Source organism: Pseudoalteromonas peptidolytica, from assembly GCF_012641745.1.
GTDB classification, from domain to species: domain Bacteria; phylum Pseudomonadota; class Gammaproteobacteria; order Enterobacterales; family Alteromonadaceae; genus Pseudoalteromonas; species Pseudoalteromonas peptidolytica.
Genome location: NZ_WEHZ01000018.1, coordinates 87,981 through 111,172, shown reverse-complemented (window position 1 = coordinate 111,172; position 23,192 = coordinate 87,981). Strand labels below are relative to the sequence as shown.

General features: G+C 43.4%; 22 protein-coding genes. 10 read left to right on the top strand and 12 right to left on the bottom strand.

Going from position 1 to position 23,192, the window contains the following annotated elements; all coding sequences use genetic code 11:
• Positions 1 to 264: 264 nt before the first annotated feature.
• A complete protein-coding gene (locus tag F9Y84_RS13190) occupies positions 265 to 2,688 on the bottom strand; it encodes a zinc-dependent metalloprotease (RefSeq protein WP_147391426.1) in 2,424 nt (807 codons plus the stop codon).
• A 154-nt stretch (positions 2,689 to 2,842) separates the two neighbouring features.
• Between F9Y84_RS13190 and F9Y84_RS13185 the strand changes: the two genes are divergently transcribed.
• A complete protein-coding gene (locus F9Y84_RS13185) occupies positions 2,843 to 3,811 on the top strand; it encodes a class 1 fructose-bisphosphatase (protein WP_147391425.1) in 969 nt (322 codons plus the stop codon).
• Between the two features lie 275 nt (positions 3,812 to 4,086).
• Here the strand turns inward: F9Y84_RS13185 and F9Y84_RS13180 are convergent, their stop codons facing one another.
• The 5 genes from F9Y84_RS13180 to F9Y84_RS13160 all read right to left on the bottom strand — a co-directional run bounded on the left by F9Y84_RS13180 (position 4,087) and on the right by F9Y84_RS13160 (position 9,660).
• The gene (locus tag F9Y84_RS13180; RefSeq protein WP_168756764.1) at positions 4,087 to 4,941 is read right to left on the bottom strand and encodes a sulfurtransferase; all 855 of its coding nucleotides are present in this window, start codon (positions 4,939 to 4,941) and stop codon (positions 4,087 to 4,089) included.
• A 2-nt stretch (positions 4,942 to 4,943) separates the two neighbouring features.
• Positions 4,944 to 5,345: an FAD synthase family protein gene (locus F9Y84_RS13175; RefSeq protein ID WP_128732025.1), complete on the bottom strand. Its 402-nt coding sequence runs from the start codon at positions 5,343 to 5,345 to the stop codon at positions 4,944 to 4,946.
• A gap of 370 nt (positions 5,346 to 5,715) precedes the next feature.
• Positions 5,716 to 8,052 carry a bifunctional diguanylate cyclase/phosphodiesterase gene (locus F9Y84_RS13170; protein WP_147390875.1) on the bottom strand — a complete coding sequence of 779 codons (2,337 nt, stop codon included), beginning with the start codon at positions 8,050 to 8,052 and terminating at the stop codon, positions 5,716 to 5,718.
• The gene (locus F9Y84_RS13165; protein WP_192503245.1) at positions 8,049 to 8,396 is read right to left on the bottom strand and encodes a cupredoxin domain-containing protein; all 348 of its coding nucleotides are present in this window, start codon (positions 8,394 to 8,396) and stop codon (positions 8,049 to 8,051) included. Before F9Y84_RS13165 ends, F9Y84_RS13170 begins: the two co-directional genes overlap by 4 nt.
• A gap of 163 nt (positions 8,397 to 8,559) precedes the next feature.
• A complete protein-coding gene (locus tag F9Y84_RS13160) occupies positions 8,560 to 9,660 on the bottom strand; it encodes a phosphoribosylaminoimidazolesuccinocarboxamide synthase (protein WP_125253772.1) in 1,101 nt (366 codons plus the stop codon).
• A gap of 188 nt (positions 9,661 to 9,848) precedes the next feature.
• Here F9Y84_RS13160 and F9Y84_RS13155 point away from each other — a divergent pair, with 188 nt between their 5' ends.
• The 3 genes from F9Y84_RS13155 (at position 9,849) to F9Y84_RS13145 (ending at position 12,430) form a co-directional block, all read left to right on the top strand.
• A complete protein-coding gene (locus F9Y84_RS13155) occupies positions 9,849 to 10,544 on the top strand; it encodes an ABC transporter ATP-binding protein (protein WP_147390873.1) in 696 nt (231 codons plus the stop codon).
• A complete protein-coding gene (locus F9Y84_RS13150) occupies positions 10,534 to 11,913 on the top strand; it encodes an ABC transporter permease (RefSeq protein WP_147390872.1) in 1,380 nt (459 codons plus the stop codon). The genes F9Y84_RS13155 and F9Y84_RS13150 overlap by 11 nt, the downstream gene beginning before the upstream one ends.
• Before the next feature lie 64 nt (positions 11,914 to 11,977).
• Complete coding sequence (locus F9Y84_RS13145; protein ID WP_373865594.1) at positions 11,978 to 12,430, top strand: DUF3299 domain-containing protein; 453 nt, start codon at positions 11,978 to 11,980, stop codon at positions 12,428 to 12,430.
• A gap of 85 nt (positions 12,431 to 12,515) precedes the next feature.
• Here F9Y84_RS13145 and F9Y84_RS13140 read toward each other — a convergent pair whose 3' ends face one another.
• Complete coding sequence (locus F9Y84_RS13140) at positions 12,516 to 12,749, bottom strand: hypothetical protein (RefSeq protein WP_147390871.1); 234 nt, start codon at positions 12,747 to 12,749, stop codon at positions 12,516 to 12,518.
• A 219-nt stretch (positions 12,750 to 12,968) separates the two neighbouring features.
• On the opposite strand from F9Y84_RS13140, the gene F9Y84_RS13135 reads away from it, so the two are divergent.
• From F9Y84_RS13135 to F9Y84_RS13120, 4 genes are all read left to right on the top strand, one after another.
• Positions 12,969 to 13,286 carry a helix-turn-helix domain-containing protein gene (locus F9Y84_RS13135; RefSeq protein ID WP_125253767.1) on the top strand — a complete coding sequence of 106 codons (318 nt, stop codon included), beginning with the start codon at positions 12,969 to 12,971 and terminating at the stop codon, positions 13,284 to 13,286.
• 46 nt (positions 13,287 to 13,332) lie between these two features.
• Positions 13,333 to 13,587 (top strand): hypothetical protein, encoded by a 255-nt coding sequence (locus tag F9Y84_RS13130; RefSeq protein WP_147390870.1) that lies wholly within the window; start codon positions 13,333 to 13,335, stop codon positions 13,585 to 13,587.
• 885 nt (positions 13,588 to 14,472) lie between these two features.
• Entirely contained in the window at positions 14,473 to 14,781 is a 309-nt protein-coding gene (locus tag F9Y84_RS22205; protein WP_225740672.1) for a hypothetical protein, read from the top strand.
• A gap of 44 nt (positions 14,782 to 14,825) precedes the next feature.
• Positions 14,826 to 15,050, top strand: a complete 225-nt coding sequence (locus tag F9Y84_RS13120) for a hypothetical protein (RefSeq protein ID WP_128730719.1) — start codon at positions 14,826 to 14,828, stop codon at positions 15,048 to 15,050.
• A gap of 155 nt (positions 15,051 to 15,205) precedes the next feature.
• On the opposite strand, the gene F9Y84_RS13115 is transcribed toward F9Y84_RS13120, so the two are convergent.
• The 5 genes from F9Y84_RS13115 to asnA form a co-directional block, all read right to left on the bottom strand.
• Positions 15,206 to 15,598 carry a RidA family protein gene (locus F9Y84_RS13115; RefSeq protein WP_125253763.1) on the bottom strand — a complete coding sequence of 131 codons (393 nt, stop codon included), beginning with the start codon at positions 15,596 to 15,598 and terminating at the stop codon, positions 15,206 to 15,208.
• Between the two features lie 10 nt (positions 15,599 to 15,608).
• The gene (gene spoT, locus F9Y84_RS13110; protein WP_125253762.1) at positions 15,609 to 17,711 is read right to left on the bottom strand and encodes a bifunctional GTP diphosphokinase/guanosine-3',5'-bis pyrophosphate 3'-pyrophosphohydrolase; all 2,103 of its coding nucleotides are present in this window, start codon (positions 17,709 to 17,711) and stop codon (positions 15,609 to 15,611) included.
• 214 nt (positions 17,712 to 17,925) lie between these two features.
• Positions 17,926 to 18,201, bottom strand: a complete 276-nt coding sequence (gene rpoZ / locus F9Y84_RS13105; RefSeq protein WP_125253761.1) for a DNA-directed RNA polymerase subunit omega — start codon at positions 18,199 to 18,201, stop codon at positions 17,926 to 17,928.
• A gap of 333 nt (positions 18,202 to 18,534) precedes the next feature.
• Entirely contained in the window at positions 18,535 to 19,158 is a 624-nt protein-coding gene (gene gmk, locus F9Y84_RS13100) for a guanylate kinase (protein ID WP_147390868.1), read from the bottom strand.
• Between the two features lie 1,651 nt (positions 19,159 to 20,809).
• Positions 20,810 to 21,805: an aspartate--ammonia ligase gene (gene asnA / locus F9Y84_RS13095; RefSeq protein WP_147390321.1), complete on the bottom strand. Its 996-nt coding sequence runs from the start codon at positions 21,803 to 21,805 to the stop codon at positions 20,810 to 20,812.
• A 161-nt stretch (positions 21,806 to 21,966) separates the two neighbouring features.
• Here asnA and asnC point away from each other — a divergent pair, with 161 nt between their 5' ends.
• Both asnC and trmH read left to right on the top strand, forming a co-directional pair.
• Complete coding sequence (gene asnC, locus F9Y84_RS13090; protein WP_125253759.1) at positions 21,967 to 22,425, top strand: transcriptional regulator AsnC; 459 nt, start codon at positions 21,967 to 21,969, stop codon at positions 22,423 to 22,425.
• 51 nt (positions 22,426 to 22,476) lie between these two features.
• Positions 22,477 to 23,175: a tRNA (guanosine(18)-2'-O)-methyltransferase TrmH gene (gene trmH / locus F9Y84_RS13085; RefSeq protein WP_125253758.1), complete on the top strand. Its 699-nt coding sequence runs from the start codon at positions 22,477 to 22,479 to the stop codon at positions 23,173 to 23,175.
• Positions 23,176 to 23,192 lie beyond the last annotated feature (17 nt).

Here is a 23,192-nt window from a genome sequence, read left to right as displayed (position 1 = left end):
TCGATCAACTGCTTGTAACTCATGGTAACTACTCTTGTTTTTTGGCGATTACAGAGTACCACCAACAGGCAGTTGATCTCTCCTCACCGATTAACCATGAGTGGTGCACTTATTATCTGAATTCGGGGCTTTCAATAACACTAAAAAAGTGCACAGTTCTATATTCAAGCAGTAAGGCTTGAACTCAAACAAACAACGACTAAAGAGCATGTTATTAATCCAAGTTCAAGCAAAGTGAAAACCACCTATGATGAAGGTTGTATATTAGATTGGTGAGCCTGGTGGCATATCGAGTGTTTTAAAGTGCCCGCTCCATTCACCAGAACGTAGATACTGGTTTATTTGCTCAGCCAGCATATGCCTGAACGCCTTATCAAATGATACGTCGTTAAACACCGATGAGTGGCTAAACGCGTTCGCTATTTTTGCTAAATAAAACTTTAGTTGCGCTTGCACTTCAGGAGCGACCTTATCACTTTGACTCAGTGTCACCAGTTTCACCGCGCTTAGATATTGCACCCTTTGCTTTAGTTTTTGTCTCATACCTGCACTCTCTGATTGCTCAAATACGCGTGTATACATTGAATCTAGTAGCGCCTGTGTGCCAAAAGATTCAGGGTCGCGCGCATGTTGTTGTGCGAGGCGGTTTAAACGTTGAGGATGTAACAATAAATCTAGACTATGCTGTGCAGCAACCTCTGGAAGCGCCATGGCATCTAGGGTTAGCCCTGTGCGACCTTTGATACTCTCGCGAGTTTTATATTCTCCATAAGCTTTGGGTGGGATCAAAGCTAAAATCGACTCCGCGATAGCCAAGGTATCAGGTGAAAGCGTGTCCAATAGTGCGTTTGTTGCACTTTGTTGCCGTGCCTTGTCAACGACTTGCGCTCCTTTTATTACCTCTTCACCACGTACTTCATAGTCATAGTCTACCCCCGCGATAAGTTTAACCGCAGCTTCAACTTGATAGCGATGGAATAAATAAAGCGGCACGAGTCTTTCTTCTAACTGTGACAGCGCAACTCCTTTTTTAATGCTGTTAATTCCAAAAGTATCCAAGGCTTGTTGACGTACCTCTAGTACTCGCCGTAGCTCAGCAGCAGGATCTGCGCCATTATCCCAAAGGTGAGCTGTGGGGTGTGCACCGCCTTGGGCTCTGGCATCTGAGTCCGAAATAAACGCCAGCTCCAGCGCTTTATTTTCAGCTAGGATGGCAGCAAGCTCAGTGGCCTCATCGGCACCGCGAAAGTCACTGTAACCATATTTAATAACCTGCGTGTCCCATGCGCCCATTCCTTTGGCATAGCCCTGGGTCACATCTAATTTGCCATTTTCAAAACTTACCAGTGGATGAGGGTAATCCATCACAGATGCTCGGTTTTTTACCGATGCAGAGAAATTGTGCGCAATCCCCAAAGTGTGGCCTATTTCGTGGGCACTGAGTTGACGGATACGCTCCAGTGCCATCGCATGTAACCGCTCGGTGGTCTCATTTCCTTCAACAAACGGCGCAGAAAGAGCCTCTGCAATAAGGATATCTTGACGCACACGCAACGAGCCTAGCGTGACATGCCCTTTTAAAATTTCACCGGTACGTGGGTCGATCACCGATGCGCCGTATGACCAGCCTCGCGTCGCACGATGCACCCACTGGATCACGTTGTAGCGAATATCCATGGGATCAGCATGCTCAGGTAAAATTTTGACCTGAAAAGCATTTTTATAGCCCGCAGCTTCAAATGCTTGATCCCACCACTTTGCACCATCAAGTAATGCGGTTCTCACCGGCTCAGGTACGCCTGGGTCTAGGTAATATACGATTGGTTTTACCGCTTCTGATACTGGCGCAGTTGGATCTTTTTTCTCTAAACGATGGCGCGGAATGTAGCGCACTAGCATCGACTCTCCAAGTGGTGCAGAATAATCTTTATGCTCAATGCTCCAGTAACCCGATTGCGGATGAAATGCCCGCGGCTGATAATTGTCATCGGGAAGCTCAATCAAAGAGTGGTGTTGATGTACTGTGAGCGCGTGAGGATCTGCACTGACTTGACGAACATACTCTCCAGGCTTATTACCTGTAAAAGTCAGCACAGCCTCCAGTTCCGTATTTTTTATAAATGCCTTTGAGCGTGGCATAAATACTGCGCTGCGGCTGCTGTCTAGAGTAAACGTGCCTTGGTTTCGCCTAGCAAGCGTACGAGAAACCCCATGCACATCACTAAGTAAATAAGGGGTATAGTCTATCAGCACACTGTCGCTATCCTCAGCGACGACTTTAAACCCATGCAGTATGCTTGAGGCAAAGGCCTCTTTCACACTTTGTTTTTCCGCTTCATTAGTGGCACTAGCACGATAATACGTATTTATCGCACGAAGCATGACTTTATCACCAAAGCGTTCAAACTGAACAAGGTGGGTGCCACCTAACTGGCCTCTATCTAAACCAATATCATTAGAACCAATGCCGTAGGGTAAGCTATGCTGTAGTAAGAAGGGTGCATCAAACTTGTCGATGTCTAAATATAACTTGCCGCTTGAAGCGTCACTGTAAAAGGCGTAAAAACCGGGGTGATGGTTAAAACTGGCAGTAAATTCATCTATAGGCTTAATTGCTGCGTGTGCATGAGTTATCATACACAACAACAAAGCCGACACAGTGTGAGTGAAGTACTTTATTTTGCTCATGGCTGCTCTTTGTTATTTATGGTTTTGAGGCTTAACCCCAGTTGTATCTGAAATCGTATACAATTTACAGCCTTTCAAGACGAATTACAGCGCAGTTTATAGCACCTCTCACATTATTTATTGCTATAAACACAAAGTAATCAGGACTTAAAAAATGCGTAGACTCCCTCCGGTGTTAGTAGAAGATGGTTGTTCTCGTGAGTTGGTATCTCTTATCCGTACCATTCTCGCGGCATGTAAAGAAATATCGTTCCGAGTTGGTCAAGGTGCACTCTCAGGCGTACTTGGCTCTACCCTTGATGAAAATATTCAAGGTGAAACCCAAAAGAAACTCGATGTACTGTCCAACCAACTCTTAAAAGATATTTTGCTTGAGTCTGGATATGTGAAAGCCATTGCCTCTGAAGAAGAAGACTTCACGGTGGCAGGTGATCCTAACGCTAAGTATATTGTTGCCTTTGACCCGCTCGACGGCTCTTCAAATACTGACATTAATTCACTAGTTGGTACAATTTTCTCAATTATGGAAGCGCCAGAGGGTTCTGATCCAAGCGATCCTGCGATTTTCATGCAGCCTGGCCATAAACAAGTCGCAGCGGGCTACGTATTGTACGGGCCATCGACAATGCTAGCGCTTTCCACAGGTAAAGGCACACGCCTATTCACGCTAGATAAGACTCACGGAAGCTTCTTGTTAACGCAAGACTTCGCTGAGATACCAGAGGACACAAAAGAGTTTGCCATTAACGCTTCCAATCAGCGCCATTGGACACCTCCTATGCAAAACTACATCGAGGATTTGCTTGCAGGAGAAACCGGGCCTCGCGGTAAAAACTTCAATATGCGCTGGATAGCAGCAATGGTAGGAGATGTTCACCGTGTATTATGCCGTGGTGGCTTATTCACTTACCCAGAAGATCGTAAAGACCCTAACAAACCGTTTAAACTTCGCCTGCTTTACGAAGCAAACCCAATGGCGATGCTTGTCGAGCAAGCTGGTGGTATTGCACACACTGGCCGTGAGCGTATTTTGGATATTCAGCCTGAAGAAATACACCAGCGCGTTGGTGTTATTTTAGGATCGAAGAACGAAGTTGAAGCTTGCCTTGCTTATCACAAGTAATTGAGAACGAAAAAGGGGCCATGTAGTGGTGCCCTTTTTCAACCAACGACCCCACCCTACATGAGGTGACATTTTTCCAGCTCAAAAGTGTAACATCACTCTCATCAGACGTGATATCCAGTTTAGGTTAATACCAATTTGCTTAATTAAGTGGTCTATTTTGAGGCGGGAAAATCTTGTCGATAACTAGGCAAAAATTTTGCTATTTAGTTGTTCTAAATGAGAAATTTTTAACGCTGTTAGCGTCAGATTTACTCCTTCAAATTGAGCAAGTATTAAGTCAAATTGGTATAACTAGTACTTTCGCCTGTTTCAACTGGGACATCGGGATCAGCGCCCCATTCACTCCACGAGCCGTCATATACCGTCAACTGTTGGTAACCTAGCTCGTCAGCCACCAGCGCTAAAATACAAGCTGTAACACCTGAACCACAAGAGAATATCAGAGGCTTAGTCTTATTTTTTGATAAGTCGCCATATAACACTTCAAGCTCAGTGAGTGGTTTAAAGCAGCCATCGGCGTTTAATAAACGCGTGTATGGTAGGTTTTTACTTTTAGGGACATGACCGCTGCGCATATCTGCACGGGGCTCCGGCTCATCTCCAGAAAATCGCTTCGCGCCTCTGGCGTCAATCAATAGGCTTTGTTGTGATGGTATATTGGCAATCACAGCATCTTTATCAATAAATGCACTATCATCGAAGTTTGCGACAAAGTCTCCAGCTATCGCTGGCATCAGGTAGGATTGGCAGGTTGGATACTGCTTTTCACACCAAGCAGGAAGTCCGCCATCTAGTACAAAAACTTGCTCATGCCCCATTTTTTTGAGCATATACCATGCTCTTGCCGCACTAAACATGCCTTTATCATCGTACACCACCAGCACATCATCATGGTTAATGCCAAGCTGGCGCATTTCTGCCTGAAACTGAGCGGCACTACAGCACATATTCGGCGTTTTAGCTTGTTCGGCACACAGTGCACCACTAATATCAAACCGTAGCGCACCTTGGATCTTTACGTGTGGTTGGTATGGCCCCTGCTGACCGGGTTTAACGATGCCCGCATCAAGTACCTTTACGCGCGCTAAATTAGCAAAAAGCCAAGTTACATCCACCGCATGTTTCATGATTAGTTGTCCCTAGGCTGACGTACCACTTCAATAATCTCGGTTGTTGATATAGAAGGGGTGCGCTCTAGATACACTACATCACAAATATCCTTATAAATATCAAACTTCCCCTTCCAGTCATCGCCCATTACCAGTACATCAGCATCAAAGTCTCGTAGATACTGCGCTTTTAACTCCAAAGACTCCTCAACAAACACTTCATCAACAAACCGTAAAGAGCTGATTATTTTTAAGCGTTCAGCAATAGAGTAAACTGGGTTTCTACCTTTTTTAGAGAAATTCAACTCATCTGATGAAATCCCGACAATAAGGTAATCACCAAGCGCACGTGCACGTTCTAGAATGTTTACATGGCCAACGTGGAAAATATCAAAGGTGCCGAATGTGATGACTTTTTTCAAACTAACTCTCTTCTACAAGTTATACCAATTATCTTAGTTAAGTGAATTGGTATTATGCGTATAGGCTATGACTATACTTTGGATTAATACCATTAAGAGTACAGAAATCCCCTAAAGAATTCAGCTTTTTTGCTGAATATCTAGGTTAAGGGCGTCAACATCGAAGTTTCTCGGGCAAAACTTAACTCCACTCGATTGAAGATATTGGCCGAAGCTCCACTAATCGAGCTGGTAGCTTCTCAAACTCGCTCTACTATAAAACCCACAGGCTCACTCCGTATCTTTTAAAGCGTAGCCAGCAAGAGTGGCCTACAGCTTATCCTCCTTACCATAGGCTGGTGTCCCAAATAACAAGGTGATAATGGCAAGCTCACCCCACGTCATGATACTTTCCTAGCCATAAGTCAAAGTCGTCAGCTTTAAGCGGTTTACTTAAATAATACCCCTGTGCGTAATCACACTGCATATCCGCTAACAGTTCAAGTGATGCTTTGTCTTCGACTCCCTCTGCTACTACGCTAAATCCAAGTTGATGTCCAAGCGTAATTGTTGAGTTTACGATAAATTGGTCTTTTTCAGACTGTGCCAATTTTAAAATAAACACCTTATCGAGTTTCAACTCGTCTATTGGCAACATTTTAAGTCGCCCTAGAGAGGTTTGGCCAACACCGTAATCATCAAGTGAAACCTGCACGCCTAAATGTTTAAGCGCTTGCAAAACCGAAATGCCCTTTTCTTCGTTTTCTATCATGTCACGCTCTGTCAGCTCAATAGTGATAAGCTCAGGCTGCACCTTATGACGCTGTAGCAATGATTGTAGATGTGGTAGAAAATCTTTATCGATAATGTCTTGAGCCGACACATTGATGGCTGCTTTTATCTGCTCTCCTTGTCTGCTCCAATTAGAAACCTGTGCTATTACTGTATTGAGTACCCACTGGGTCAAATCTACAATTAGCCCCGACTGCTCGGCCAAATCAATAAACAGTTCGGGAGATACCCATTCACCATTGTTACGCTGCCACCGGATCAGTGCTTCAACTTTATCAATGCGATTGCTTTTCATATTGAGTTTTGGCTGATATGTCATAAACAATTGACCATCATCACTGTTGATTGCTTGTCTCAACTCGTCAATGATTTGCAACCGCTCTAGGTGAGCTTCATCCTCACCTGACTGATAATAGTAAACTTCATGACCATCATGTGCTGCTGTATCTACCGCAATTAAGGCACGACGCACTACATCTTCTGGGGTATGTGCTTGTTTGGGATAATGCACTACGCCAATACTAAAGCGAAGAGAAATATCCAGTCCTTGTACCATATAGGGCTGACTCAAGTCTTGATTTAACCGCTGTGCACACTGCACAATACCTAATACAGCTTGCTGTGGGTCTTCACACGCTTGCGCTTGATGGGCAACTAAAAACTCATCGCCTCCTAAACGCACATTCAACCCTGTGTCAGAAGCATTTATCTCTGCAATGCGCTGCGCTACGGCTTTGATACAATCGTCTCCAACACGAGGCCCTAACTTGTCATTAATATGACGTAGCCCTTTTATGTCTATGGCGATAAAATAATATTCAGTACCACCTGCAAGTACTTTATGTAACTTATCCAATGCGGCATTGCGATTATAAAAGCCGGTTAGGTAGTCATGACTTGCTTGGAATCGAATTTGCTCTTCGCGCTCTTGAATATCTTCACCCATCTCATTAAAGGCATCAACCAACTGGCATATCTCTTGTGTTGGACGAGACTCTTCTAGCTTGGCTGAGTAGTCGCCTTTAGCAAATCGCTTAGCAAGCTCAGTTAGCTTACTAAGTGGTGTAGTAAGGTTTTTTGCAACAATACCGCTGGTAATAAAGCCGAGTAAAATAGTAGCTGTCGAAAGCAAAATAATGGTAAAAACCATTTTATCGAACTCTTGATATTGCGTCGTTAAGTCTGCACTTAACACTAGGCTAATGGGGTTACTCTCCAGTGACGGTAAGTTCACTTCGGCGCTTTTATAAACCGCATACTCACCAATCCATCGAGTTGTTTTTTGCGACTCAAGAAAAGCAAAGAGATCACTTCCGAGAGACAAATCAACAATAGAGCTGGCTTTTAACTTGTCAGTCGCACCAACAAAACTACTCTCCATACCTGTGAGTTCTTTTAATTCCTCAGCAACAGATTTACCAACTTCAAACCCTATTACTGAATATGCGATCGTTCTTGGCGCACGAACAGGTAAAATGATGACTTGATAAAGCTGCTCACTCAACACTACGAAAGCGGAGTGATCTTGATGATTTTTCAGTACTTGCATCCAAGTGCGAATATCGCTTGGTACCTCTATACCTTGAGCATTTGCAGAGATAAGATCACCATTAACATCTAGCAACAGCATCAGATCAGCGTCTATTCTGCGGGAGTGATTGAGTAATACGCTACTTATTGTTTGTGCATCTCGTGTTGCAACAGCCTGCTTAAAACCAAAGTCAGCTGTCAGTACCGTCGCAGCAGTAACCAGCAGGCGCTCTCTTGCTTTCAAGTACTGTTGATACACATTTTGTGCGACTTGGATTTTTCGTTGTACTTGAGCTTCATTAAATTTACTTGTAGACCACCAAAAACTTGCCAAGCTTATTCCTGCGGTTAACAAAATAAGCGCAATACATAGACTGATTATTTTATGTTTAAAACTATTGTTCATTCATGCTGCCCGAAGCGCGCCCCAAACGTATTGCGTGGCGCTGGAGTGGTTATTTCAATTGTTATCGATATCTGACTATTTTTGCTTTCGATCTGAACAGTTTGTTTTTTATCGATGTCTTTAGTTTGATAAGGATGCCATACCATCACGGTATCAATATTGTCTGGTAAATTAACCAAGCCTTGTGCATCCGTTATCAATACCGGCTGTTCAGCGACATAAATATAGCCCACCATTGAATCATGGATATTACAACCTAACACTACTATTCCTGCTTTTTCAAACATAAGCGGTTGATTTGGTGTGCCAGTGCATAACTTTAATTCAAATGACTTGAAGCGCATTGCAGCAACAGCCAAAATTGAGGCAAAAGAAAGGCTCGCATCAGCAGCTCTATTAACCGTAATAATTAGGTTAAGTAAAAGAGACCTTGCCTCGAAAAGCAAGCAAATAAGAATATTGCCTTAATAAACTTGTTATTAAGGCAAACAAATTGGTGTGTGGAAGTTATTTGATAAGACCGTAGTGCTTATCAAGAATATCAATGACTTCTTGACGTGGATCAGTTGGAATAACTAACTCACGACCAACAATTTTACTGGCAATACCCACATACGTTTCGCTCACAGACATCATTACCGCTTCTGGCAATAAATAATCACGGGCAAGTGCTTCACGCTCTGGCATACGATCTTTATTTAGTAATACATCGCTGTCAGGCACATTGTTTATCAGGAGTTGGCGGAACCCTTCTTTTGAGTTTTCAACTATCTTACCATCACGGTAAGCAGGCCCATCCCAAATGCGAGATGAGTCAGGCGTACCAACTTCGTCGATATAAATTAAGCGCGCTTGGCCGTCTTTGTCTTCAACATAGCCAAACTCGAACTTGGTATCGACAAAGATCTGATCAAGCTTTTCCAGCTCGTTGCTGATCAGAGTAAAGCCTTCAGTGAGCAACTGTTCGTACTTATCCACATCAGCGGCTGATTTGAAGTTAAATGCACTAAGGTTATCTTCAATGTTTTGACGAGAAATATTCACGTCATCCACTTCCGGTACATCAGCGACTCCTTTGATGATCCCTTTCGTTGACGGTGTAATCAAAACATCATCCAGCTTCTGATTGGCTTCTAAGCCTTCAGGTAGCTGCAAGCCACAAAACGACCGAACTCCTTTGGCATAGTCACGCCACATGCTGCCAGTAATATATCGGCGCGCTATCGCCTCAACTCTGACTGTACTGGCTTTACGTACAATCCAAACATAAGGATGTGGAATATCGACAATATGGTTACCCGCAAGGCCCGCTTCATTAAATAAGGAGAACCAATGCGCCGCAACACTATTGAGCGCAATCCCTTTACCTGGGACACCATTAAGGCCATTTTCGCCTTGCCAGATACAATCAAATGCTGAAATACGATCTGAGATCACCATGATTGCCAACTCTGTGCCAGCCGGAACATCATAGCCTTTTTCTTCAATTAAACGCGCACTGTCGGCGTCGGTTAACCAATAAACTGAACGTACTTTACCGCTGTGAACCGCACCTTTAGTGCGAATTGGAAGATCGTCATTGACGTCTAAAACTTTGTAGCTACTCATTGTTACTCCGATGACAGGATGTGCCTTGCTAAAGGGCACAAAATAATGAGGGGGTTAGGGGCGCTATAATAGTCGAGCTGAACAAAAATCACAATTTAACTTGCATCCTTGTTGTTGGGCTTAACGGGGTTTTGCTTTGCAGACGGCTGTTATACCATCACACTATTGTTTGCCAGTACAGAGACATTATGCTCACCATTACACACTTACAGTTTACTTGGCCTACAGCGAGCAAGCCGGTATTAAATATACCTATGCTTAATATCGCCCGAGGAGAACACGTGTTTTTACATGGCCCAAGTGGCAGTGGTAAATCCACGTTACTTGGCTTGATTGCAGGTACTTTAGATTGCCAACAAGGCATGATTGAGATAGCAGGCACCAAAGCCAGCACACTTAGCCGTAGTCAACGTGATAAGTTCAGAGCTGACCATATTGGTACTATTTTTCAAAGCTTCAATTTATTGCCTTATTTATCTCCTATTGAGAACGTCACCCTTGGCTGTGAGTTTTCCAAAAAGCGTAAGCAAAGTATCACATCGCAAAGCAAAACCCTTGAACAAGAAGCCAAACTTTTACTCACTGAGCTTGGGATTGACGAACATACCCAACAGCGCAGTGTCGCAGAGCTGAGTATTGGCCAGCAACAGCGAGTAGCCGCAGCCCGCGCCTTTATCGGTAGACCCGAGATAATTATTGCTGATGAGCCAACCTCGGCACTCGATGCCGATAGCCGTGATGGCTTTATCAAATTGCTCTTTAATCAAGCTGCCGTTTACAGCGCATCTATTCTCTTTGTTAGCCACGATAAGAGTTTAGCTCCCTTATTTAATAGGCAGCTCAGTCTGAGTGAATTAAATCAAGGAGCTCAGTATGCTAATTAAGCTTGCATGGAAAAGTACACTAAATAGGAAAGCCAGTGTCGCCCTCACTCTGGTCACCATTGCCATTAGTGTGATGTTACTGCTTGCAGTAGAGCGTGTTCGCCAAGACGCAAAGTCTAGCTTTGCAAATACCATTTCTGGTACCGACTTAATTGTAGGTGCACGTACTGGTGACATTCAATTGCTCCTTTCAAGCGTATTTAGAATTGGCCATGCCAACAATGCCGTACAATGGCAAAGCTACGAATATATAAAGGCGCAACGTGGCGTCGCTTGGAGCATTCCGATAAGCTTAGGTGACAGCCACAAAGGCTTTGCTGTACTAGGCACTGATGACAATTACTTCAAACATTATCAATACGGCAAAAAACAGCACCTTACCTTTAAAGCTGGCCGCGCATTTCATAATCCTCAAGAAGTGGTGCTTGGGGCAACAGTTGCTAAGCAACTAGGATACAAGCTGGGACAAAAAATTGTTATTTCTCATGGGATGGGCAACACCAGTTTCCATCACCACGATGACAACCCGCTGGTTATTTCTGGTATTTTGGCTGCAACTGGCACACCGGTAGATAAAACGCTACATGTGCCACTCAGTGCAATAGAAAAGATGCACAGCACAGGACACAGCAAAACATCGCGCCAGATTTCACGACCACAGCACACCGCAAACCACGACGATGAGCATGAGCATGAGCATGAGCATGAGCATGAGCATGAGCATGAGCATGAGCATGAGCATGAGCATGGTAGTACAAACAATAGTGCCTTACTTCACAACCTCAATTCAACACCTGGTGATTTAATTGGTTCAACCAAACAAATTACGGCATTTTTACTGGGCTTTGAGTCACCTCTTTATACCTTACAAGTGCGCAGAAATATTAATTTATATAAAGATGAACCTCTACTCGCTATCATGCCAGGGGTAACATTAAGAGAATTATGGGCAATGCTAGATATTGTCGAGAAAATTTTGCTACTTATCACGCTCGCAGTTGTATTGATAAGCTTACTTGGTATGTTGACCTCCCTATTGGCCACCTTAAACCAAAGGCGTCGGGAGTTGGCTATTCTGCGCTCCGTTGGGGCGCGACCTTGGCATATTTTTACCCTGCTTGTCAGCGAAGCAATTTTAATTACTGTGTTAGGTTGTATTTTTGGTGTTGCACTTTTCTACGCTCTGCTCATTGCTGCACAATCGGCTCTGCAAAGCCAATTTGGAGTAGTGCTCAGTTTCAGCCCACTCTCAGCCTATGAACTCACGTTACTTAGCGTTATTATAGGCGCAGGTACACTGATTGGCGCTATTCCCGCCGCCCGCGCTTACTTTTACTCGCTTGCCGACGGCATGCAAATTAAAACCTAAGAGGAAAAAAATGCAGTTAAACGCACGTACTCACGTTTTTTATTTTATTGCATGTATCACAGCGATGATACTCAGTGGTGCCGCAAAGGCAGCTCCACCGAAAGAACTGTTTTGGGAAGACTTAATTCCAAAAGGGCATGTACAAATTAGTAATCAAGATGCGGCAAGCCATGAAGGCGCTGAACAAAACTGGATCCAGCCCGATTTAGACGCCCCTGTCGTTAAAGAGTTGGACGGTCAACTAGTAAGCTTACCAGGCTTTGTGGTACCACTTGAAGGTGACAGCGAAGTGATCACCGAGTTTTTACTCGTACCTTACTTTGGCGCTTGTATTCATGTGCCACCGCCACCGCCCAATCAAATTGTGCATGTCAAAATTAAAAACGGTGTTCCCATCGAAAGCTTGTATGATGCAATCACAGTCAGTGGCATTATTAAAGTTTCAACATGGAAAGGCGACATAGCGCAAACCGGCTATATGATGGAAGCCAAAGGCGTCGCACCATTTGAGTTGTAGCAAAGCTATAAACAATAAAAAAGAGTGCCAACCCATACTCTAGCTTGATTGGCACTCTTACCACTGCAAACGGTGCTTTATCGCGCTATTCCATACTCGGTGCACTGGCATATACCAGCTCAACTAGATTATTCATTGAGCGTGATTTCTGCATATACGCTTTTTCCATGTGTGCCAGTTCTTGTAATTCAAATAACGTACTTTCCACCAGTGAAAACCACTTCGCGGTGGTGTCTGATGTTTTCGGGTCATTGTGGCTTGCTTTTTTCAGTGCCACATAAAGAATATTCAGGTCGTTATATTGACGTAGATAGTCCATATCATCCTCTGTTGTTACACTATTATTAACGTCATAAAACAGTATCAAAGGCCTTGCAAAAAAATCTTGTCGAATCAATTTTTATATTAACTAAATGAAAACCAATAGATCTGCTCACAAATTAATTTCCTCTTGCAGAAACATTTTTATTGATTACAATTTACAGTTAACAAAGATTACACATAAAAGTAACTTGGGTGGCATTGAGCATACTCCCCCATACAAGAAAGGACTATATTGGTGGGCAATCCCTATTTTAAATATAACGGTGACGACCTCAGAAGAATGCGTCTTGCTGCCCAAAAAACCACGCAGCAAATGGCAGATCTTGTAGGTATTAGCCGCCAAACCTACGAAAACTATGAAAATGGTGTGAGTCGAATACCGTGGGATCACTTTCAAGTTTGGTGTAGGTATTGTGATATTGACCTTTCTCCCATAATCAAACAGTTTCAAGCTTTAAGGAACTTAATTAGTGACTCTCAGCTAAGACGCAAAAGCCCGACTTCTCCTACTGCAAAGAAAGTGGAAGAGTGAGTCCCCTAATTTGTAGATGAAACTGTTACTAAAAGGAAAAGCACTGATGATAACAAGCAAAAGAAATATGAAAAAAACAGGGATAACAAATAAAGCAATATTCTCTAATAATAACAAGTATTTGCACCACAGAGAAGTAAAACGAGTGAAAGGTGAGAGTCATGACAAAGCATTAAAATGCTACAGACTAGAGCTTAACACTCAGCAAGTGCAAACCCCGCAAATGCTTAACCTTCAACAGTTACGCACTATCGCTGGAGGAAGTGGTGGTCTTCTAAAGAAAGACCCTAAAATCAGATAATTACAGTTGATTTCAATGATTGATTTTACAGGTAGGGTATTAACAGTTTAGCAACCGCAAAAGCCTATGAAGGATATGGATATTACTTCTGCCAAATTTGTGGGTAATAGTAGTCGCACAGGAAAAATTGGCGATGATCCAAAAATAGAAACAGAAATTGTAAAATCCAACTCAAGAAGTTACGACGTATGAAATTAAGTCTTACTTTAGGCCGTTTGGTATTTTACTTATAAAAATAAATCCGAAACCAAGTAGGTAGACCACATTTGGCTTTACAAGTTGTTCTCAATAGGAGCTTTCCAGAGTAAAGTATTAACAACTTTAACCACTGCAAAGCCTATAAAAGGATATAGATATGATGTCACCTAAGAAACCTAAAAAGATCGTTTTTAGAAACTTAAATATCTTTGAGATTCAACGTGTAAAGGGGGGTAGCCATGGTGGCTCACTTGAAGACCCAAGATCAAAAGGAAATGGCTAAAGCCGAAAAAGAGTAAAGGTTATATGAAAACAACTTGGTATTTTTATCTAATTGTAATTGCGTTTGCTATCTTACTTTCAATAGCGCATATCAAGACTGATATGGCTTACCACCTCCATACGTTAGCAGTGGTTCTCAGCATCGCTTATTTTTCACGAAATATGCTTAACATTCTACACATAAGTATATTACTAATAAGTGTAACTGTCATTGAGCTGGCTTTATACGCCTTAATAGTTACACTTTCACCTCAATATAACCTTCCTTATTACTTTACGAACGGTGTCATATTTACACTGCACTTATTTGTTGATATCTCCTTATTTTTAATATTTAAGAATAGGGTTAGGCTATCCATTCTATTCGTAGGTAAGTATCAGCCAAAAATGCGAGAGTATGTTTATATGACTCATGCAGACATTCTTTTAGTTGGTCTTTTCTTGTTATTCATAGTGGTTGATGGGCTAGCTTTCTTAGAAAACTTAATTCGTAATATGGATTACATATTCGGGGTTTCAGAAGAAGTAGCGAAACCATTTTGGAATTGGAATTGGGTACATAGAAGCTACTTATACATTAAAAGCTTTTTGCTGGCTTGCATGTTAACTGTCATCCTAGCAACCGTTTACGTTGAACGTTTTCGTCCTGCACCAATTAATGAAAGTGAAGAAGACTTAACGCCTAAAAAATCCGAGCCGCAGCATAAGTCATAGTCCTCTATGCTGCTTTTATCTGAACTCAATTGAAGGAATAAACGATGGATTTAAAACTGAACAAGAAGCAACTCAAGTCATTATCAGGGACTCCGCGAATACTGGATTATCATAACACTCGTGAGATTGGCGGCGGTTGTTCTTATCACTGTAGCCGTAACTTAAACTGTGATACCGATGCTGCAACACTAGAGTGCCCGTCAAAGGCGCTAGCCTGTGTTCCAGAGCCAAATACGTTACATTGCGATTGTCCAACCAATATGTGCTAATACTGATTTGACTTAATACTCTGTATTAAATAGGGGTAGCATCCAGTAGGTGCAGCCCACTTTGTCGCGCTGTGTAATGTATTCTCGCTGCACAAATAATTTGCCCCCGTCTAGTGCGGGGGCAAATGAGTATACAGCTTACAGAAGCACTGCGCTTAGTTCGTTGATGGCAACTCCATAATGCCGTCAATTTCTACCTGTGCACCCTTTGGTAATTCTTTTACACCAATGGCTGCACGTGCTGGATATGGCTTTCTGAAATATTGCGCCATAATCTCATTGACTGTTGCAAAATTACTTAAGTCTGTCAGGAAGATATTCACCTTAACCATATCTTGAAGCTCACCACCGGCTTCTTCACACACTGCGGTTAAATTTTTAAATACTTGGTGTGTTTGCTCTGCAAAATCGTCAGAAATAAATTCCATCGTTTCAGGGACCAATGGGATCTGACCCGATAAATAAACAGCAGTGCCCACTTTAACCGCTTGGTTGTAAGTGCCAATTGCTGCTGGCGCTTTATCTGTTGAAATAATCGCTTTGTTCATGGATGTTCCTTTATTTTTTACGATACACGCGTTGCACATCTGGCATTACTCGAATTCGACGCATGATATCTGCAACATGAACTCGGTTTTTCACGGTAATACCTAAATCAATCACGTATAAATTACTTTCTTTCTCATCTGTTGCGATCTCAACAATGTTTGCTTGTGTTGTTGCGACCACATTGGTTAACTTAGCTAACGCACCTTGGTGATTGATTATCTCAACGCGAAGCGCGGCGATATACTCTTTCTCTGGGTTGTCCTCCCATTTCACCACGAAGTACTTTGAGCGCTCGTTTTGCCAACCCTTAATATTTTTACATTCTTGACGGTGCACCATTAGCCCTTTACCTTGGCTTACGTAGGCTGTAATGGCATCTCCTGGCACAGGGCGACAACATTTAGCATAAGTCACCAACATACCTTCAGTACCGATTATCGCGGCTTTCGCGCGTTTTGCAATATCTTCTACAGCATTATCATCTTGTAGTAAGCGCTTCGCTATCAATACACTCATGATATTACCGCAGCCAATTTCAACCAATAATTCTAGTAAGGTGTTGAGCTTGTGTTCTTCCAGTACATTATCAATTTGTTCTTGTGGAATATCATCCAGCTTGTACTCACCAAGGGCTGAATCAAGCAAGCGACGACCTAATAAAATAGCTTCTTCTTCTTGCTGGCTCTTGAGGTAGTTACGGATCCCAAGGCGTGCCTTACCCGTTACTACAAAATTAAGCCATGTTGCATTTGGATGTGCGCCTGAACTGGTTATCACTTCTACTGTTTGCCCGGTGTCCAGCGCTTTGCTTAGTGGGTACGGCTTGCGGTTTACACGCGCACCAACACAGGTATTACCGACATCAGTATGCACGGCATAAGCAAAGTCTACCGCCGTTGCCCCCATAGGCAGCTCCACAATGCGGCCATCTGGCGTAAAGACGTAAATTTCTTCAGGGAATAATTCGGTTTTAACGTTTTCAACAAACTCAAAAGAGGAACCGGCACTTTGCTGTAATTCCAGCAAGCTTTGCATCCACTGACGCGCGCGCTGCTGTGCAGTGTGGCCAGCGTTATCACCAGATTTTTTATACATCCAATGCGCTGCAACCCCTTTGTCTGCCATGTGATCCATATCATGTGTACGAATTTGGATTTCAACTGGAATACCATGAGGACCAACTAATGATGTATGCAGTGATTGATAACCGTTGGTTTTTGGTACGGCAATATAATCCTTAAAGCGCGTTTCAATTGGTTTATATAGATTATGTGCAACACCTAGCACACGGTAGCAAGTATCAAGGTTATCAACGTTGATCCTAAAGGCATAAATGTCCATCACCTCGTTAAACATCAGCTCTTTATTCAGCATTTTGCGGTAAATACTATATAAGTGCTTTTCACGACCTTTAACTGAGCCTTGGATCCCAGCTTCTTCTAACCTAGATTCGATTTCAGTTTGAATATTACTGATCACTTCTTTGCGATTGCCACGTGCTTTTGCAACCTCTGATCGTAGCGCACGATAACGCATTGGATATAACGCCTGAAACCCTAAGTCTTCTAACTCGTTTTTAATATCATGAATACCTAGGCGGTTTGCAATTGGGGCGTAAATCTCCAACGTTTCACGAGCAATTCGACGGCGCTTATCAGGACGCAGCGCCCCAAGCGTTCGCATATTGTGTGTTCTATCGGCAAGCTTAATCAAGATAACTCGAATATCTTGGGTCATCGCCATGATCATTTTGCGGTAGTTTTCGGCTTGGAACTCTTTTTTATCTTTAAAACTCAGTTTGTCGAGCTTTGACACCCCTTCCACCAGCTCAGCGACAGTATCACCAAATATTTCGGCTAGGTCGTCTTGGCTAAAGTCTGTATCTTCAATAACATCGTGCATCAGCGCGGCCATGAGTGTTTCATGGTCAAGTTTCATACTCGCTAAGATCTGGGTGACTTCCACCGGGTGGGTAATATAAGGCTCACCACTGGAGCGCGTCTGTCCCTCGTGTGCCTCACGAGCCACAACATAGGCTTTTTGCACCAACTCAACGTCTTCTGGTGACAAATATTCTGAAATTTTCTTTTTGAGGCCTTCAAACAGATACATTCACACTCCAATGTTTCAGAGAATATACTCGGCGAGTATAAAGCGGGTTACAAGCTAATTACTTAAGAATATACGATGAAAAACCAGCAATGCCAATGAACAATTTATGCGACTTGTTAGGAAGTTAAGGACATGACACGGATGTATTTTGCTGGTTCTCAAAACAATAATGCCAGCAAAAGCTGGCATTATTGAAATTTAGACAGTGGTTGGATTAGCGATTGCCACCAACGATTGCAGCAACAGCTGCAAGCTCTGCAGCTTCTTGGCTCTGCTGCTCTTCACGGTCAATGATATCTAGTGAGTCTGTGGTTACAAAACCTTGCTCAATTTCACGTAGCGCGATTACGGTTGGCTTGTCGTTTTCAGCATCAACCATAGGATCTTTACCGCCTACAGAAATTTGGCGAGCGCGACGCGCTGCTACTAAAATCAAGTCAAAGCGGTTACCAATTTTATCTACTGCATCTTCTACAGTTACGCGAGCCATCGAAGCACTCCAAATTCAGTTCATTATGCAAAAGGCTAGTTTACTGTATGTCTAGCCTTTCGCCAAGTATTGATGGTTAAAAAACCTGAGCTGTGGATAATTAATGTCTTGCTAGCAGCCAGTTTTAGCGCTAACTGCGTTGAATTAACTTCCAATAGCCCGCTATTGGTACGTAAATTCGCCTTGCCTACAGGATGTAGGTACCTTAGCGAGAGCAGGACGCGGGAGCGGTGTTCCCCCTAAAACTCTCTGGCTAAACAAGGATATAAATTAGGCCGATTTTAAATACAATAAGTTAGCCATTCCTTACCCAAACCTCAGGTTAAAAAGTAATTATTTTAGCAAGTCAGCGATCAGCGCTTGATGACGTACAGCTTGTGCTTTTTGTTCTAACCGTGCTGAAATCACAATATGCTCAAGCTCACTGCGTGTTTGCTCAAAGTCATCGTTGACCAAAATATAGTCAAACTCATTGTAATGTGAACTTTCTGATTTCGCTTCTGCCATACGACCTGCAATGACTTCTTGCGAGTCTTGGCCTCGGCTATTTAAGCGACTCTCTAATTCAGCGGTTGACGGAGGGAGAATAAAGATTGTTTTTACTTCCGGCATTAATTCACGCACTTGGCGCGCACCTTGCCAATCGATATCCAAAAATACATCGACCCCCGCAGCAAGTTGCTCTTCGATCGCTTGCTTCGAAGTGCCATAGTAGTTTTCAAATACTTGTGCCCACTCGAAAAAGTCGCCTTTGTCGATCAACTGCTTAAACTCATCTACAGAAACAAAGTGATAATGAACACCATTTTCTTCGCCCGGACGAGGCGCGCGCGTGGTATGAGACACCGAGACTTTAATGTCGTTGTGCTTTTCCAATAGCGCTTTAATTAAACTTGATTTACCCGCACCAGAAGGTGCAGAAAGGATAAACAGATTACCGCGTGTAGGTGATGTCATAGTCGTTCTCAACAATAAATACCGGCCGAGTAATGTTGCTTTACTCAAGTCTGCCGCAGTGCTAAAAGCGGACATTATACCGAGTAACGTATAAGAATACACTAACGAAAAATCACCTTAATTGACTCCAACCAAGGTGTGTATCCACAGATGTAAAACCCTCATGTGGGAGCGAGGTTACCTCACGCTCCCTTAACTGCTCGCCGCGTGAAGCAGCTCCTACTAAGGTGTATATCCAAAGAAGTAAAACTCTCGTGTAGGAGCGAGTTTACCTCACGTTCTCTTAACAGCTCGCCGCGTAAAGCGGCTCCTACCAAGGTGCTTACCTACTAGGAGCAAAACTCTCGTGTGGGAGCGAGTTTACCTCGCGATCCCTTAACTGCTCGTCGTGTAAAGCGGCTCCTACCAAGGTGCTTACCTACAGGAGAAAAACCCTCATGTGGGAGCGAGTTTACCTCGCGATCTCTTAATTGCTCGCCACATAAAGTGGCTCCTACTAAGGTGTATATCCAAAGAAGTAAAACTCTCGTGTAGGAGCGAGTTTACCTCACGTTCTCTTAACAGCTCGCCGCGTAAAGCGGCTCCTACCAAGGTGCTTACCTACTAGGAGCAAAACTCTCTTGTAGAAGCGAATTTACCTCGCGTTCTCTTAACTGCTCGCCGCGTAAAGCGGCTCCTACCAAGGTGCTTACCTACAGGAGTAAAACCCTCATGTAGGAGCGAATTTACCTCGCGAGCTCTTAATTGCTCGCCGCGTAAAGCGGCTCCTACCAAAGTGTGTATCCACAGAAATAAAACTCTCTTGTAGAAGCGAGTTTACCTCGCGTTCTCTTAACTGCTCGCCGCGTAAAGCGGCTCCTACCAAGGTGCTTACCTACAGGAGAAAAACCCTCATGTGGGAGCGAGTTTACCTCGCGATCCCTTAACAGCTCGCCGCGTAAAGCAGCTCCTACTAAAGCGTGCATCCACAGAAATAAAACTCTCATGTAGGAGCGAGTTTACCTCGCGATCTCTTAATTGCTCGCCACATAAAGTGGCTCCTACTAAGGCTTGTATCCACAGAAGTAAAACCCTCGTTTAGGAGCGAGTTTACCGCGCGATCTCTTAACTGCTCGCCGCGTAAAGCAGCTCCTACTAAGGTGCTTACTTACAGGAGTAAAACCCTTATGTAGGAGCGAGTTTACCTCGCGATCCCTTAACAGCTCGCCGCGTAAAGCAGCTCCTACTAAAGCGTGCATCCACAGAAATAAAACTCTCATGTAGGAGCGAGTTTACCTCGCGATCTCTTAATTGCTCGCCACATAAAGTGGCTCCTACTAAGGCTTGTATCCACAGAAGTAAAACCCTCGTTTAGGAGCGAGTTTACCGCGCGATCTCTTAACTGCTCGCCGCGTAAAGCAGCTCCTACTAAGGTGCTTACTTACAGGAGTAAAACCCTTATGTAGGAGCGAGTTTACCTCGCGAGCTCTTAATTGCTCGCCATGTAAAGTGGCTCCCACTAAAGCGTGTATCCACAGAAATAAAACTCTCATGTAGAAGCGAGTTTACCCCACGTTCTCTTAACTGCTCGCCGCGTGAAGCAGCTCCTACTAAGGTGCTTACTTACAGGAGTAAAACCCTCATGTAGGAGCGAGTTTACCTCGCGATCTTTTTACAACAAATCAGCCACGCTGCTGCGCACTTCTTCAGGCCATACCCCTACTTGTACCTGACCAATGTGCTGCTTTTGTAACAGCAACATCACTAAACGCGACTGGCCAATCCCACCGCCTATAGTTTGTGGTAATTCCCCTGCAACCAGCTGTTGGTGCCACTCTAAACTCAAGCGCGCTTCGTCATCGGTTAATTTCAGCTGTCTTGCAAGCGAATCAGGACAAACACGAATACCCATTGATGAAATTTCAAAAGCGTCTTCTAATACTGGGTTCCATACCAAGATATCGCCATTGAGCCCTTGGTATTTGTCGCATGTTGGCGTTGACCAATCGTCATAATCCGGCGCACGAACATCGTGAATTTTACCATCACCAAGCTCGCCACCAATACCAATTAAGAATACCGCGCCATATTCTTGGGCAATCGCTTTTTCACGTTGTTTGGCAGTAAAATCTGGGTACATAGTACGTAATGCTTCACTGTGTACAAACGTAATTTTCTCAGGAAGGAATGCGGTAATGCCAAACTCATCCTCGACCACTTTTTCCGTCGCTTTAATTGAGCGATAAAGGGTTTCAACTGTTTCTTTTAGTTTTGCCAGCGAACGCTCACTATTTTCGCAAATCACTTTTTCCCAATCCCATTGGTCAACATAAACAGAATGGATTGGCGATAGCTTGTCTTCGTCTGGGCGTAGCGCTTTCATGTGCGTATAGAGGCCTTCGCCTTTAGCAAAACCATAATCACCTAGTGTTTTACGTTTCCACTTAGCAAGTGAATGTACTACCTCAAACTGCGCGTCCGGTAGCGTTTTCACTTTAACCTGTACCGCCTGCTCATGACCACTTAGGTTGTCTTGAATACCATCGCCTAAGCGCGCCAAAATTGGGGCTTGTACTTCAACTAAGCCCAATTGCTCGGTTAGCTGTGCTGAAAATACTTGCTTTACTCGTGCTATCTGTTTTTGTGTCTCTTGATACTTGCTCAACATGGTTAGGTCCTCATTCCCGAATTTGTCGTTTTGTTAAGTCTATATTTAAAGAAACCAACAAAAACATCAATAACCCACAACAAAAACACCTTTACATAATTATTTTCATCAAAAATATGCTATAAATTTTAAATAAACGATAATTACTAATGGATATTTACATGGAAAATTATGAGATCGACAATCTAGATAAATCCATCCTTCACGCATTAAAGGAAAATGCGCGGACACCCTACGCGGAATTAGCAAAGAGATTTGCCGTTAGCGCCGGTACCATCCATGTTCGGGTCGAAAAAATGAAGCAAGCGGGGATCATTGAAGGGACTCAAGTTAGCATTAATGCTAAACGGCTTGGTTATGATGTCTGTTGTTTTATCGGAATAAACCTAAAACATGCCGGGGACTATCCGGGGGCCATTGCACGTCTTAAAGAATTCGAAGAGGTTGTTGAAGCCTATTACACCACAGGTAACTACAGTATTTTTATCAAAGTGATGGCGCGCTCCATCGACCACCTACAAGATGTACTTATCAATAAAGTGCAAACTATTGAGTCTATCCAGTCAACCGAAACGCTGATCTCACTGCAAAACCCGATTCAGCGCACCGTTATGCCTTAGCCCCTTTTTTGTTATAATCGCGGGAATTTGTTGATTTAGAGTAGTAAGTAGATGGCTGAGAATAGATACCATCGTGTAAAAAGCGTATTAGATAGACGCCAAACCGACCTCACAGTGTGTTTAGATGAAGTACATAAGCACCACAACCTGTCAGCGATTGTGCGTACCGCAGATGCGGTTGGTTGTCACCATGTACATGCGGTATGGCCACAAGATCAAAGACGGTTAACTAATAATACCTCTGGTGGCAGCAAAAATTGGGTAGAAACCCATATGCATGAGCATATCGACCAGGCTGTTGCGACAATTCGTGAACAAAACCCGGGTGTACAATTATTAGCAACCAACCTTAGTGATAGCGCCGTTGATTTTCGTGAAATTGATTACACCAAACCCACCGCCATTATTGTCGGTCAAGAGCGTCTTGGGATCTCAGACCGCGCACTTGAGCATGCAGATCAGCATATCGTGATCCCAATGCAAGGTATGGTGCAATCCCTGAATGTATCCGTTGCCGCAGCACTTATTTTATACGAGGCGCAGCGCCAAAGAGATGTAGCTGGACTGTACAAACGTACAGATATGATGGATCCTGTGGTAAAACATAAGTTACTATTTGAAGGATGTCATCCAATTATTGCCACTCGCTGTAGAGAAAAAGGGTTACCTTACCCTGCGCTTGATGAGCACGGTGAAATTGTTGCTGACGACACCTTTTGGGACATTCTTAAGTTTAAGCAGAAAAAATAGATAACGCGGATCGCGCT